The following is a 13,909-nucleotide window of genomic DNA, read 5'->3' on the forward strand; positions in this document are numbered from 1 at the left end:
GAGGAGCAGACGAAGTCTGCGTCTCGAAGGAGCTTTCAGAAAGCACGGGAGCCTCCTTCGAGACGGCGCTTCGCGCCTCCGCAGGATGAGGTTTGATTTTCGGTTGTCTTAGAGCGTCGCTCCGCCCTTCAACAGCTTGTAGACCATCGAGTCCGTCAGCGCCTGGAACGAGGCATCAATGATGTTGGGCGAGACGCCGATGGTGGTCCAGCGCTCGCCGGTTCCGTCCGCGAACTCGATCAGCACGCGGGTGACCGCATCCGAGCCGCCCTGGTAGATGCGCACCTTATAATCAACCAATTCAAGGTCCTGGATCAGGTGCTGGTACTTGCCGAGATCCTTGCGGAGCGCAACGTCGAGTGCATTCACCGGGCCGTTGCCTTCGGCCGCCGAGATCAGCACCTCGTCGCCGACGCGCACCTTCACGATGGCTTCCGATGCCGTAACCAATTCGCCGACCGCATTGAAGCGGCGCTCCACGTTCACTGAGAAGCGCTCTACGTCGAAGAAGGCCGGCACCTCGCCGAGCATGCGCTTGACCAGCACGTAGAAGGAGGCGTCCGCTCCTTCGAAGGCAAAGCCCTCGGACTCCTTGCGCTTCACCTCGTCGAGCACGCGCGCGATGCGCGGATCGCCCTTTTCGAGCGCGAAGCCGCAGCGCTTGAGTTCCGCCAGGATGTTCGACTGTCCGCCCTGATCCGACACCAGAACTTTACGCGCATTGCCGACGACCTCCGGCTCCACATGCTCGTAGGTGCGCGGATCCTTGAGCACCGCGGAGGCATGGATGCCGGCCTTTGTCGCAAAGGCGCTCGATCCGACGAATGGCGCGTGGCGGTTCGGCTGTCGGTTGAGGATCTCGTCCACCTGACGCGAGACCAGGGTGAGCTGACCCAATGTCTCCTCGGTGACGCCGAGATCGAAGCGGGCGGCGTAGCCGTCCTTCAGCTTCAGGGCGCCGATAAGCGTGATCAGATTGGCGTTGCCGCAGCGCTCGCCGAGGCCGTTGAGCGTGCCCTGGATCTGCCGCGCGCCTGCCTCGACGGCCGCAAGGGAATTGGCGACCGCGCAACCACAATCGTCATGGGCATGGATGCCGAGATGCGCGCCCGGCACCTCCTTCGTGACCTCTGTGACAATCTCAGTCACCTCGTGCGGCAGAGTGCCGCCATTGGTGTCGCAGAGCACGACCCAGCGCGCGCCCGCCTCATAGGCGGTCTTCACGCAGGAGAGCGCATAATCGGGATTGGCCTTGTAGCCATCGAAGAAATGCTCGCAATCGACGAGCACCTCGCGGCCCCTCATACGGGCGGCCTCGACGCTCTCCTGGATGCCGGTGAGGTTTTCTTCCGGCGTCGTCTCCAGGGCCACGCGCACATGGTAATCCCAGGCCTTGGCGACGAAGCAGATGGCATCGGCTTTAGCCTCCAGCAAAGCCGCGACGCCGGGATCGTTCGACACGGACCGCCCTGCCCGCTTCGTCATGCCGAAAGCCGTGAATTTGGCGGCCTTTGTGCGATTCTCAGCAAAAAAGGCGGTATCCAGCGGGTTCGCTCCCGGATAGCCGCCTTCCACGTAATCGATGCCGAGCCGGTCGAGGAGCGCAGCGATCGCCTTCTTGTCCTCGAGGGAAAAATCGACCCCTGTCGTCTGCGCCCCGTCGCGCAGGGTGGTGTCGAAGAGGGTGACGCGGTCTCGGCTCATGACGACAACTTCCTGTCTTCGAGCGGTGTCAGACGCTTTTCCATGGTGGTGGTGCCGAGCCATTCGTCACCAAGCGGCACCGTGTTGCGGCGCTGTGGCTGAAACCCATGTTTCTGGAAGAAGGGCAGCGCGTTGTCGCTGACCTCGGCGACAAGACGCGGAGCACCGCGCGCGGCGGCAAGCTTCTCGACTGCATCGTAGAGCATCGTGCCGATCCCCTGGCCCGCCACCGCCGGATGCACGTAGAACAGTTCGATCCGCTCGTTGTCTTTGAGCGCGATAAAGCCGACCGGCGAGCCCTCGACGGTTGCGATCAGCGTGAGGCTCTTTGCGAGCTTTTCGGCGAAGGCATCGTCCTCGGCGAGCGCCATCCAGACTTCCTGCTGGCTCTCGCTATAGTCCTCGCCTGTCAGCTCCGCGATGCTCTCCTCATAGATGTCGACGAGCAGCGGCAGATCGGCCGGCAGGAAAGGGCGAAGCCCCGGTTTCGGCAGTGCCTGTCCCATCAGTCGACCTCTTCTTTAAGGCTATAGCTTCCACTCCCCTCATCCTGAGGAGCCTGCGGAGCAGGCGTCTCGAAGGAGGATCCAGAGAGTACTGGAATCTCCTTCGAGACGGCGCTGCGCGCCTCCACAGGATGAGGACAGAGGGAAACAGAACGCCGATTGCGTTGGAGACGGCTCATCGCGCCACCTCCCAGGTGGTGGTGCCGTCCTTGTTGTCCTTCACCACAACATTCAAGGCCGCGAGCTCGTCGCGGATGCGGTCGGACTCAGGCCAATTCTTCGACGCGCGCGCTTCCTTGCGGGCGGCGATCAGCGCCTCGACCTGTTGAGTAAACTCGGCTGACAATAATTGCTTTTTATCTGTAGTCAGATCGATCCCGAAGAACATAGCAGAAGCCAACAACTGCCCCGCTGCATCGGCGCCCAACTCATTCTGTTCAGCATGTTCCTCTGAACCACGATAATATCTCGCCCCCCGCGCAGCATTTTCATATCTGTGCATCAAAGCGAGTGCCTTGGGAGTATTCAGATCGTCGGCTAAGGACTCGATCAATTCGCGAGGCACCGTAGTTTCTACGACACCAATATCCTTGATCACAGCACGCCATCTCTCCAGAACTCTTTGACTCTCCTCAAGCCCCTTCGTCGTCCAGTCGATGGGCTGGCGGTAATGGGTGCGCAGCATGTTGAAGCGCAGCACCTCGCCGGGCCAATCCTGCAGCAGCTCGTTGATGGTGAAGAAGTTGCCCAGCGACTTGGACATCTTCTCGCCTTCCACCTGCAGGAAGCCGTTGTGCATCCACACATTGGCCATGCGCGGCGTGTCGAAGGCGCAGCAGGACTGCGCGATCTCATTCTCGTGGTGCGGGAACACGAGGTCGATGCCGCCGCCGTGGATGTCGAAGATCTCGCGGGCTGTCGGATCGGCGCAGGTGAGCCGGGTCTCGAAGGCCTGGACGAGGTGCCGCCATGCCATGGCCGAGCATTCGATGTGCCAGCCGGGACGGCCCGGCGTCGCGATGCCGGCGGGCGAGGCCCAGGCGGGATCCCGCGGGCCCGACGGCTTCCAGAGCACGAAATCCATGGCATCGCGCTTGTAGGGCGCCACGTCCACGCGGGCGCCGGACAGCAACTCGTCGAGGGAGCGCTTGGAAAAGGCGCCGTATTTCGGCACGCCGGTCAGGTTCTGCATGTCCGCGACCGAGAACAGCACATGCTCCTCGGCCACATAGGCCGCCCCGCGGGCGATCAGCCGCTCGATGATCATGCGCATCTCGTCGATGTGCTCGGTCGCCCGGGGCTCGACGAAGCGCGGGGGCTGGCCCGCCTCGTTCACGTCCTCGGGCATGAGCACGCCGAGCGCCCGGATATCGGCGTGGAACTGCTCCTCGGTCTTGCCCGTGACGGCGCGGATGGCCTCGTTGTGCGGCATACCCGGGTAATCCCGTGCGGCGCGGGCGTTAATCTTGTCGTCCACATCGGTGATATTGCGCACATACGTCACGGCTTCCTTGCCGTACACATGTCTCAACAGACGGAAGAGAAGGTCGAAGACGATGATCGGGCGGGCGTTGCCGATGTGGGCGTAGTCGTAAACGGTGGGTCCGCAGACGTAGAGGCGCACGTTCGCAGGGTCGATTGGGACGAAATCGTCCTTCGACCGGGTCAGCGTGTTGTAGAGGCGAAGCTTGGCCGCCATGAAACCATACCCCTGTCAGGCCGCAGGCCGGAGGGTGGTTTCGATCTTGGAATGAGAACGAGACGGCTCCAGCCAGCGAAGTGCGCTAGCCGCAAATAATCCCGGAAATGAGGATCGTTGCCGTGTTCATGAAGCCATCAATGCCTCTTCAGGCTGAAGCCGTCAAGATTTCCGAATTGGTAATCATATTGAATTTGCATGGCCGCATGAAACGGGTTCAGCTTGAGCGCGTTAGAGCTTTGTTCACGCACACTCGTGACATAATGGCACGAGTTCAAACAAAGAGGTCTTCGATGCGCCGCGCATTTGCCATGCTCGGAATGGGTACTGTCGTGTTTTTCGCAGCCGCGTCCCTGACGCTGCTTCCCAATGGTACCCAGGCCTCTTCGACCGAAGCGACCTTCATGGTCCCCGCAGCCGACGGTTATGGCGCTGCGGAATGCCTCATAGGAAACCAGGCTTGTGGCCAAGTTGTGGCAAACGCCTGGTGCGAGGCTCATGGATACACCAAGGCCGTTTCCTTCCGTCAGATCTCGCCGGAGGAAGTCACCGGCACGATCCAGAAGGCCTCCTTCGGCCCCAAGGAGCCACCGGTCTCCGTGACCTGCACGAATTAAGGCGGTCAGACCCTGAACGGCATCGGCGAAAGCATGGCCCGGGCGGTCGACAAAACGGCTCGGGTCACATCGGCCAGCAGAGGACTGACGATCCGGCTCTGCTGCCAGTAAAGTGGCACCTCGAACGGTTCGAAGGGCTCCAACGCCACAAGGCGGCCCTCCCGGATATGCTCCCGAACCGTGGTTTCCATGTTCATCCCCCACCCCAATCCTGCTAGAGCCGCATCCACGAAGGCTTGCGATGACGGCAGCCAGTGAACCGGTGGCCTCACGTCTACGCCGAGGGCTCTTCGGAGCCAGAGCGCCTGGAGTTGGTCCTTCCTGTTGAAGACCAGACACGGCGCCCGGGCCGCTGATTGCTCATCCAATCCGTCCGGCAGCCAGCGTTTCACAAATCCCGGGCTAGCCGTCGCGAGATAGCGCAAGGCCCCGAGGGGATGGCAATTGCATGCCTGGATCGGCTTTCCGTGGGAGGTGACAGCCGCTACGACCTCGCCCCGTCGCAGCCACTCGGCGCTATGGTCCTGATCGTCCACCACGAGGTCGAACAGGAAGCCTTCCGTCTGGGCCATCGCCGGAATGAACCAGGTGGCGAGGCTGTCCGCATTGACCGCGATGCGCAGGGTCACCGGGCGGCTCTCCGGCTGAAGCCCCGGCAGGTTCTGGCGCAGGTAGCTTTCGAGCAGCGCCACTTGCTCTGCATGCTGGCACAGGCGCTGTCCCGCCTCGGTCGCCAGGCAGGGCTGGCCCCGCACCACTAGAACGGCCCCAATCCTCTCCTCCAGCAACTTGATCCTTTGGGAAACGGCGGAAGGCGTCACGTTCAACTGCTCTGCCGCCCGCTCGAAGCTTCCGGTGCGCACCACGGCAGCCAGGGCCGACAGAAGGGCATAATCTAGCATGAGATTAGTTTTTCTAAACTAGGAGAAGAGACTTTAACTGTCCTAATCTTAGATCCCAGCTTAGGAGACGTCGACTCCTCTTCGGACCATCGACATGACAGCTCCCCTCTTTGCCGGCTTCTTCCTGGGCCTTAGCCTCATCCTGCCCATCGGGGCCCAGAATGCTTTCGTGCTGCGCATCGGCCTGCGCGGGGAGCATGTGCTGGCTGTGTGTCTCACCTGTGCGCTCTCGGATGCGGTGCTCATCCTGGCCGGCGTCTCGGGCTTCGCGCAGCTCAGCGCCCGGGTGCCCTGGGCCGAACCGATTCTGCGCTACGGAGGCGCCGCATTCCTCCTGGTCTACGGAGCGCGCAGCTTCATGGCCGCCTTCGGGTCTGCCGCCCTGAGGCCGTCGGATGCGGCACCGGAAACCTTAAGCCGGGTGGTTCTCACCTGCCTCGCCCTCACCTGGCTCAACCCGCATGTCTATCTCGACACGGTGGTGCTGATCGGCTCCATCTCGACCCAATTCGACGAGGGCAAGGGCCTGTTCGCCATTGGGGCCATGCTGGCCTCCTTCGTATTCTTCTTTTCCCTCGGCTTCGGGGCCCGGCTGCTGAAGCCCCTGTTCGCCCGGCCTGTGACATGGCGCATTCTCGATGTCGCCATCGGCCTGATCATGTGGGCGACGGCCGCAAGATTGCTGCTGAGCGAAAGCGCGGGCTGAGCCCCTTTTAAGAGTTCATCCACTCTCCGCATTTCGGCGGCACCTCGGTGCCCCAGGGCATCAACGGCACGCTCGAGGTGGAGTTCTTGGGCGAGCCCTCGATGGGGCGGTCCGAATAGACCATGTAGACCAGGGTATTGCGCTTGGCGTCGCAGCCACGCACGATCTGCATCTTCTTGAAGATGAGCGAACGGCGCTCGCTGAACACCACGTCGCCCTGGCCGAATTTCTGCTTGAACTTCACCGGCCCGACCTGCCGGCAGGCGAGCGAGATGTCGGACACCTCCTCCGCCACGCCGAAAGTGCCGGCGATGCCGCCGCGCTCCGGGGTCGTGTAGTGGCAGGCCACGCCCTCGACCACCGGATCGTCGATGCCATAGACGGCGAGCTTGTCGTCTGGGGTGAGCGCCCGCCAGACCGTCGATTTCTTGAAGATCAGGTCGGGCTCCTGGGCCACGGCGGCGGTCGTGGCAGCCAGAGCGAGGGTCAGGCCGAGGGCAATTCGGGCAAGCATCGTCGGTTCGTCTCCTAACGTTACGCTGTCATGTGGGGATGGCCTCGACCTTTGACGAGAGGCTATTCCGGCTGATGGCAGACGATGCAGATCTTGTTGCCTTCGAGATCGCGAAAGTAGGCGCCGTAGTAGTTTGAATGGTAGTGCGGGCGCAGGCCCGGCCTGCCCTCGTCCGCCCCGCCCTGCTCCAGGGCCGCATGATGGCAGGCATCGACCACACTGCGTCTGGGCGCCAGCAATGCGATCATCGCTCCGTTGCCGACGCTCGAGGCCTCTCCGTTGAAAGGCCGCGCCACCAGGAACTGCGGCGGGCCGCCCGGCGCTCCCCATCCGACGAGCATCTCGTCCGCGTAACGCACCTCGTGCCCGAGCGGCGCGAAGATGGCATCGTAGAAGGCACGAGCCCGGGCGAGGTCGTTTGCCCCGACGGTCGTATGGGAGTACATGCTGGATCTCGCCTCAGAGTCGCTCTTGCGGGAAAGCTAGACAGCTTCTCCTGGAGCGGGCAAGGCGTTAATCACAATAGGGTCAAATTCGGGCGTCACATGACGAGCCAACCTGGCATAGGATGCCCCAACGGACCGGTTCTGCGATCAGCTTCATGACAAAGACATTCCTTATCCGCTCCCTTATCGCCCTGACGGCTTTCCTGGCCGCCGGACAGGCGGCGCTCGCCCAGTCCGCGCAGTGCCAGCGCTTCCAGGCCGAATTGGCGTCCCTGGAGCGCAGCGGAGGCAGCGCGCCGACCGGCCAGATGCGCGCCCAGCGGGCGGAGATCAACCGGCTCGTCACCTATTACCGTAACATCGGCTGCGAGCGCGGCCCGCTCGGCTTCCTCGCCGGCCCTGCCCCGGCCGAATGCGGGTCCATCGCCACCCAGATCCGCCAGCTCGAGGCCGGCTATGCCCGCCTTGCGGCGCAAGGAGCCGAACAGGGGGACATCGAAGCCCGGCGCCGGCAGCTCCAAGCTGCGGTCCAGCAGACCTGCTCCACGGAGCCCCGCGGCTTCTTCGAATCGCTGTTCGGCGCCCCGCGCCAGCCGCAGCAGCAGCAGGTCATGCCCGAGGGCCAGCCGATCATCGCCGATGACGAGCCGCGCTCTCTCGGCGGCGGGCGCCTGATCTGCGTGAAGACCTGCGACGGGTCTTTCTTCCCGCTGACCACCCCGCCGGGTGGTGGCCAGAGCGCCAACGAGATGTGCCAGGCCCTCTGCCCCGGCACGGAGACGACAGCCTTCGCCTATCCCGGTGGCGACAACGGCCTCAACCGGGCGGCTTCGCTCTCCTCGAACCAGCCCTATACGTCCTTGGCGAACGCCTTCAAGTTCCGCAAGAGCTTCGATGAGAACTGCGCCTGCAAGAAGCCCAACGAGAGCTGGGCCGTGGTGCTGCGCAAGGCCGAGAGCATGCTCACGCAACGCAAGGGTGACCTGATCGTTACCGCCGAGCAGGCCGAGGAACTGTCGCGCCCCAAGACACAGGCTGCCCGCAAGGCCGCCGACAAGAAGGCTGAGGAGGAGGCCAAGGAGGCCGCCGAGATCGCCGCCGCCGCCCCGACCGCCAGCAAGGAATCGGCCGGCATCGGCCCGCAATCGATCGAGAACAGCACCGTGGTTCGCCAGGGTGAAGGCGCGAAGCGCGAGGTCGCCTCGGGCAACGGCCAGAAGAAGACCGTCCGCGTGATCGCCCCTGACGTGATCCCGGTCCCGAACGTTCAGAACTGACGGCCCTTCCTAAGAAGCGATCCGTGTCATTCCCGGCCGGAGCGCAGTTGAGGGAAAGGGAATCCACCCACATGCTCGGCGGTATGGATCCCCTTCCCTCGCCTGCCGCTCGCCGGGGATGACATAGAGGTCGAGCACCTCCTTTCCGCGTGACGGACGGCCATGCTATCACCCCGGCATGAAGCCACTCGATTCTCTTGAGATGCCCCGCCCCGCGGGCGCGTCTGACCCGATCATCACCGTCTCAGGCCTCACCAAGACCTACGCTTCCGGATTCCAGGCCCTGAAGAAGGTCGACCTGGAAATCCGGAAGGGCGAGATCTTCGCGCTTCTTGGCCCGAACGGCGCCGGCAAGACGACGCTGATCAGCATCATCTGCGGCATCGTCAACCCGAGCACCGGCACCGTCGTCGCGGACCGTCACGACATCATCCGGGATTTCCGGCCCGCCCGCACGAAGATCGGGCTCGTGCCGCAGGAGCTCACCACGGACGCCTTCGAGAGCGTCTGGGCGACGGTGACGTTCAGCCGGGGGCTCTTCGGCAAGCCACCCAATCCGGCCTATCTCGAGAAGATCCTGAAGGATCTCTCCCTGTGGGAAAAACGCGACAGCAAGATCATGACGCTGTCCGGCGGCATGAAGCGCCGGGTGATGATCGCCAAGGCCCTCTCTCACGAGCCCACGATCCTGTTCCTCGACGAGCCCACCGCCGGCGTCGACGTGGAGCTGCGGCGGGACATGTGGGAGATGGTCCGGGGCTTAAGGGAGAATGGCGTCACCATCATCCTGACCACCCACTACATCGAGGAGGCCGAGGAGATGGCCGACCGGATCGGGGTGATCAACAAGGGCGAGATCATCCTGGTCGAAGACAAGCATGTTCTGATGCAGAAACTGGGCAAGAAGCAGCTCACCCTCCACCTGCAGCACCCGCTCGCGAGCCTGCCGCCCGAGCTGCAATCTGCGAACTTGCAACTCTCCCCGGACGGCACCGAACTCGTCTACACCTTCGACACCCAAAGCCAGGAGACGGGCATCGCGAGCCTCCTGCGCCGCCTGAACGAGCACGGCATCGACTTCAAGGACCTGCAGACCTCTGAGTCATCGCTTGAGGAAATTTTCGTCAGCCTGGTACGGGGGCGCGCATGAACTTCTACGGCATCAAGGCCATCTATCTCTTCGAGATGGCGCGCACCTGGCGCACGATCATGCAGAGCATCGCCTCGCCCGTGCTGTCGACCTCGCTCTATTTCATCGTGTTCGGCTCGGCCATCGGCTCGCGCATGGCGAGCATCGAGGGCGTGAGCTACGGCGCCTTCATCGTGCCGGGCCTCATCATGCTGTCGATCCTGACCGAGAGCATCTCGAACGCCTCGTTCGGCATCTACATGCCGAAATTCACCGGCACGATCTACGAAGTCCTCTCCGCGCCGATCTCCGCGGTGGAGACCGTGATCGGTTATGTGGGGGCGGCTGCCACCAAGTCGATCATCATCGGCACCATCATCCTCATCACGGCCCGGCTCTTCGTGGACTTCTCCATCGAGCACCCCCTGTGGATGATTGCCTTCCTGGTGCTGACCTCCGTCACCTTCAGCCTGTTCGGCTTCATCATCGGCATCTGGGCTGACAGCTTCCAGAAGCTGCAGATCGTGCCCCTGATGATCGTAACGCCGCTCGCCTTCCTGGGCGGCAGCTTCTACTCAATCAACATGCTGCCGCCGTTCTGGCAGACCATCGCCCTGTTCAACCCGGTGGTCTATCTGGTGAGCGGCTTCCGCTGGAGCTTCTACGGCGTCGCCGATGTGGGCGTGGGCATCAGCCTCGTCATGACCCTGGTGTTCATGCTGATCTGCCTCGCCGCCATCAGCTGGATCTTCAGGACGGGCTACAGGATCAAGGCGTAATCTGCCGCACGTCATCACCGGCCTTGTGCCGGTGATCCCGACTAAATGGAGCGCCATACTCTTCTAATCGAGATGGCCGGGACAAGCCCGGCCATGACGAAGATATGTTATGCAGCCTGCCCCGCCAGCCGCGCCTTCGCCCGCTCCGGCCCGATCAGCGGCAGCAGCGCTGCCAGTTCGGGACCGTGATCGAGCCCGGTCAACGCTAGCCGCAGAGGCATGAACAGTGCCTTGCCCTTGAAGCCCGTGGCGGCTTTCACCGCTTCCGTCCAGGTCTTCCAGGTGGTGGCGTCCCAAGGGGCCTCCGGCAGAACGCCGGTGGCTGCCTCGATGAAAGCTTTGTCCTCGATAACCGGAGTCACGGGACCGCGCACGATCTTGGCCCACTCCGCGGCATCCTGAACCTTCGTCAGATTGCCGCGCACCGCATTCCAGAACGCCTCGCCCTCATCGGCGCCGAGCTGTTTCAGACGCTCTCGGGCCACTTCATAGGGCATCTCGTGGATGAGGCGCGCGTTCAGGTGCTCCAGCTCGCTCTCGTCGAACTTCGCCGGCGCGCGGGAGATGTGCGAGAAGTCGATGAGCTTGGCGAGCTCGTTGAGATCGGCGATGGGCCGCACGGCCTCGGCCGAGCCGACCAGCACTGCCAGTGAAGCGACTGCCTGCGGCTCGAGACCGGCATCGCGCAGGCCCTTCACGGACAGATGGCCGAGGCGCTTCGACAGCCCCTCGCCGCTCGCCGTGATCAGCAGGCTGTGATGGGCGAAAGTGGGAGAGCCGGCGCCCAGAGCTTCGAAGATCTGGATCTGCACGGCCGTGTTGGTGACGTGGTCCTCACCCCGGATCACGTGGGTGATCTTGAGGTCGATGTCGTCCACTACCGACGGCAGGGTATAGAGATAGGTCCCGTCCTCGCGCACCAGCACCGGGTCGGACAGCGAGCTGCAATCCACATGGCAATGGCCGCGCACGAGGTCTTCCCAGGCGACGTTCGTCGGCTCCAGACGAAAGCGCCAGTGTGGCTTGCGGCCCTCATCTTCGAGTTTGGCCCGGTCCTCATCCGTGAGCTTCAGGGCCGCCCGGTCGTAGATCGGCGGCAGCCCACGGGCGAGTTGGCGCTTGCGGCGGAATTCCAGCTCTTCCTGGGTTTCGTAGCAGGGATAAAGCCGCCCAGCCGCCTTCAGCTGCTCGGCTGCCGCGTCATAAAGCGCGAACCGCTCCGACTGACGCACGACGACATCGGGCGGGATGCCGAGCCAATGCAGGTCGGTCTCGATGGAATCCGCATATTCCTGCTTCGACCGTGCCACATCGGTGTCGTCGAAGCGCAGGATGAAGGTGCCGCCTTCCCGCCGCGCGTAGAGCGCGTTCAGCAGAGCGACGCGGGTGTTGCCGATATGGATGTGCCCGGTCGGAGACGGGGCGAAGCGTACGATGGGCTTGGACATGCAGATGCTATGGCGAAGGGAGCGAAGGCGCGCAAGGGGTGACCGCGTTTGACAGTGCTCAGACTTTATCCCCTCCCCCTTGTGGGGAGGGTTAGGGTGGGGGTGCCGGCGCTGAACTGGACCAGCGGAGCGCTCACACCCCCACCTCCAACTCCTCCCCACAAGGGGGAGGAGAGTACAGGTGCGCCCTACACGTCCATCGACCCAGCGCGCGGCTTGCCGATGGCGCGCTCCAGGGCTTCGTCCTTCTGGTGCGCTGCCAGCCCCTGATCGCGGTAGCGGTTGACGATAGGGTAGCGACGGTCGCGGCCGAAGTTCCGGCGCGTCACCTTTACGCCGGGCGCCGCCTGGCGGCGCTTGTACTCGGCGATGTAGAGCAGGCGCTCCACCTTCTTGACGACCTCCAGGTCATAACCCTTCGCCACGATTTCCGAGACCCGCAACTCCTCCTCCACGAGGCCGCGCAGGATCTCGTCAAGATCCTCGTAAGGCGGCAGCGAATCCTGATCCTTCTGGTTCTCGCGCAGCTCTGCGGTGGGGGCCTTGGTCAGGATGTTCTCGGGGATCACGATCCCGTCCGGTCCGAGCGCACCCTTGGGTTTCCAGCGGTTGCGCAGGGCGGAAATGCGGTAGACCTCCATCTTGTAGAGATCCTTGATCGGATTGAAGCCGCCGTTCATGTCGCCGTAGATCGTGGCATAGCCGACCGACATCTCAGACTTGTTGCCGGTGGTCAGAACCATGGACCCGAACTTGTTCGAGATCGCCATCAGGATGGTGCCGCGGGCGCGGCTCTGGAGGTTCTCTTCCGTGATGTCCCGCTCGCGCCCCGCGAACAGAGGTTGCAGAGCGGCTTCGAAACCCTCCACGGGCTCGGCAATCGGCAGAATGTCGTAGCGCACGCCCAGCGCCTTGGCGCATGCTTCCGCATCCTTCAGGGATTCGCCGGAGGTGTAGCGATAGGGCAGCATCACGCAATGCACCCGCTCCGCCCCAAGCGCGTCCACCGCCATAGCGGCGCAGATGGCGGAATCGATGCCGCCGGACAGCCCCAGCACCACGCCAGGGAAACGGTTCTTCTCCACATAGTCGCGCAGGCCGAGCACGCAGGCAGCGTAATCGGCCTCCTCGCCTTCCTCCACCGTAACGATGGGCGCCTCACGACAAACCCAGCCCTCCTCACCCTTCTCCCAAGTGGTGAGCGCGATGGTCTCCTCGTTGGCCGGCAACTGACAGGCGAGCGAGCAATCGGAATTGAGCACGAAGGAGGCACCGTCGAAGACAAGCTCATCCTGACCGCCGACTTGGTTCAGGTAAACCAGCGGCAGGCCGCTTTCGGTCACGCGGGCGGCGGCGATGTTGAAGCGCTCCTCTGTCTTGCCGCGCCAATAGGGCGAGCCGTTGGGCACGAGCAGCATCTCGGCCCCGGTCTCGGCGAGGCACTCGACCACGTCGCCGCTCCAGATGTCCTCGCAGATGGGCAGCCCTAAGCGGATGCCGCGGAAATTAACCGGCCCCGGCAGGGGGCCTGCTTCGAAATTACGCTTCTCGTCGAAGACGCCGTAATTCGGCAGATCAACCTTGAAGCGCACCGAGACCGTGCCGCCGTCGAGAAGCGCATAGGCATTGTAGAGAAGCCCCTCCTCCCGCCACGGCAGGCCGACGAGCATGCCGGGCCCGCCATCCGCCGTCTCACGGGCGAGCCGCTCAAGCGCAGCCCGGCAGGTATCCTGAAAGGCGGGCTTCAGCACGAGATCCTCGGCGGGATAGCCCGCGAGGAACTGCTCGGCGAACATCACGATGTCGGCTCCCATGCGGGCGGCCTCGGCGCGGGCCTCGCGAGCCTTCTGCTCGTTGCCGGCCACATCACCGACGATGGGGTTGAGCTGCGCGAGCGCGATCTTGAGAATGTTCTGAGCCATGATACCAGCGGATTTAGCGCGCTGCCGGTTGCTCAGCAATGCGATGGGCAAAGCTTTCCCACGACAGTTCAACGTGCATCATGCCCAACCGATCCGCCATTTGGTATAGGCTCTGGCAGAGCTCTCAACGGCAAGCGCTCCACCCCTCGTGCAAAGCTCAAGCTTTGTGGGAACCCGCAACAGTCCAGTTCGTTATTTCCACACGAAACACTGGGAGACTGACATGTTGAAAGGCGGCCTGCTTTGGCTCATCGGCATTC

At 63.4% G+C, this 13,909-nt stretch carries 13 protein-coding genes; 5 read left to right on the top strand and 8 right to left on the bottom strand.

Going from position 1 to position 13,909, the window contains the following annotated elements:
- Positions 1-108: 108 nt before the first annotated feature.
- The 3 genes from cimA to cysS form a co-directional block, all read right to left on the bottom strand.
- Entirely contained in the window at positions 109-1,704 is a 1,596-nt protein-coding gene (cimA, locus tag I2H36_RS12590) for a citramalate synthase (protein WP_196264243.1), read from the bottom strand.
- Positions 1,701-2,210: a GNAT family N-acetyltransferase gene (locus I2H36_RS12595; protein WP_196264244.1), complete on the bottom strand. Its 510-nt coding sequence runs from the start codon at positions 2,208-2,210 to the stop codon at positions 1,701-1,703. The genes cimA and I2H36_RS12595 overlap by 4 nt, the downstream gene beginning before the upstream one ends.
- A 175-nt stretch (positions 2,211-2,385) precedes the next feature.
- A complete protein-coding gene (gene cysS / locus I2H36_RS12600; RefSeq protein ID WP_196264245.1) occupies positions 2,386-3,909 on the bottom strand; it encodes a cysteine--tRNA ligase in 1,524 nt (507 codons plus the stop codon).
- Between the two features lie 293 nt (positions 3,910-4,202).
- On the opposite strand from cysS, the gene I2H36_RS12605 reads away from it, so the two are divergent.
- A complete protein-coding gene (locus I2H36_RS12605) occupies positions 4,203-4,526 on the top strand; it encodes a hypothetical protein (protein ID WP_196264246.1) in 324 nt (107 codons plus the stop codon).
- A gap of 5 nt (positions 4,527-4,531) precedes the next feature.
- On the opposite strand, the gene I2H36_RS12610 is transcribed toward I2H36_RS12605, so the two are convergent.
- On the bottom strand, positions 4,532-5,428 hold the full coding sequence (locus tag I2H36_RS12610; RefSeq protein WP_196264247.1) for a LysR family transcriptional regulator ArgP: 897 nt from the start codon (positions 5,426-5,428) through the stop codon (positions 4,532-4,534).
- 94 nt (positions 5,429-5,522) lie between these two features.
- On the opposite strand from I2H36_RS12610, the gene I2H36_RS12615 reads away from it, so the two are divergent.
- On the top strand, positions 5,523-6,134 hold the full coding sequence (locus I2H36_RS12615) for a LysE/ArgO family amino acid transporter (RefSeq protein WP_196264248.1): 612 nt from the start codon (positions 5,523-5,525) through the stop codon (positions 6,132-6,134).
- A gap of 7 nt (positions 6,135-6,141) precedes the next feature.
- Here the strand turns inward: I2H36_RS12615 and I2H36_RS12620 are convergent, their stop codons facing one another.
- Both I2H36_RS12620 and I2H36_RS12625 read right to left on the bottom strand, forming a co-directional pair.
- Positions 6,142-6,648: a CreA family protein gene (locus I2H36_RS12620; RefSeq protein WP_196264249.1), complete on the bottom strand. Its 507-nt coding sequence runs from the start codon at positions 6,646-6,648 to the stop codon at positions 6,142-6,144.
- A 62-nt stretch (positions 6,649-6,710) separates the two neighbouring features.
- Positions 6,711-7,094, bottom strand: coding sequence for a VOC family protein (locus I2H36_RS12625; protein WP_196264250.1), 384 nt, complete (start codon positions 7,092-7,094; stop codon positions 6,711-6,713).
- Positions 7,095-7,249: 155 nt separating this feature from the next.
- Here I2H36_RS12625 and I2H36_RS12630 point away from each other — a divergent pair, with 155 nt between their 5' ends.
- The 3 genes from I2H36_RS12630 to I2H36_RS12640 all read left to right on the top strand — a co-directional run bounded on the left by I2H36_RS12630 (position 7,250) and on the right by I2H36_RS12640 (position 10,279).
- The gene (locus tag I2H36_RS12630) at positions 7,250-8,371 is read left to right on the top strand and encodes a DUF2865 domain-containing protein (protein ID WP_196264251.1); all 1,122 of its coding nucleotides are present in this window, start codon (positions 7,250-7,252) and stop codon (positions 8,369-8,371) included.
- Between the two features lie 178 nt (positions 8,372-8,549).
- Complete coding sequence (locus tag I2H36_RS12635) at positions 8,550-9,521, top strand: ABC transporter ATP-binding protein (RefSeq protein ID WP_210331058.1); 972 nt, start codon at positions 8,550-8,552, stop codon at positions 9,519-9,521.
- Complete coding sequence (locus I2H36_RS12640) at positions 9,518-10,279, top strand: ABC transporter permease (protein ID WP_196264252.1); 762 nt, start codon at positions 9,518-9,520, stop codon at positions 10,277-10,279. The genes I2H36_RS12635 and I2H36_RS12640 overlap by 4 nt, the downstream gene beginning before the upstream one ends.
- Before the next feature lie 107 nt (positions 10,280-10,386).
- On the opposite strand, the gene gltX is transcribed toward I2H36_RS12640, so the two are convergent.
- Together gltX and I2H36_RS12650 are read right to left on the bottom strand one after the other, a co-directional pair.
- A complete protein-coding gene (gene gltX, locus I2H36_RS12645) occupies positions 10,387-11,727 on the bottom strand; it encodes a glutamate--tRNA ligase (protein WP_196264253.1) in 1,341 nt (446 codons plus the stop codon).
- Positions 11,728-11,915: 188 nt separating this feature from the next.
- The gene (locus I2H36_RS12650) at positions 11,916-13,649 is read right to left on the bottom strand and encodes an NAD+ synthase (RefSeq protein ID WP_196264254.1); all 1,734 of its coding nucleotides are present in this window, start codon (positions 13,647-13,649) and stop codon (positions 11,916-11,918) included.
- Positions 13,650-13,909 lie beyond the last annotated feature (260 nt).

Source organism: Microvirga terrestris, assembly GCF_015694425.1.
Taxonomy (GTDB): Bacteria; Pseudomonadota; Alphaproteobacteria; order Rhizobiales; family Beijerinckiaceae; genus Microvirga; species Microvirga terrestris.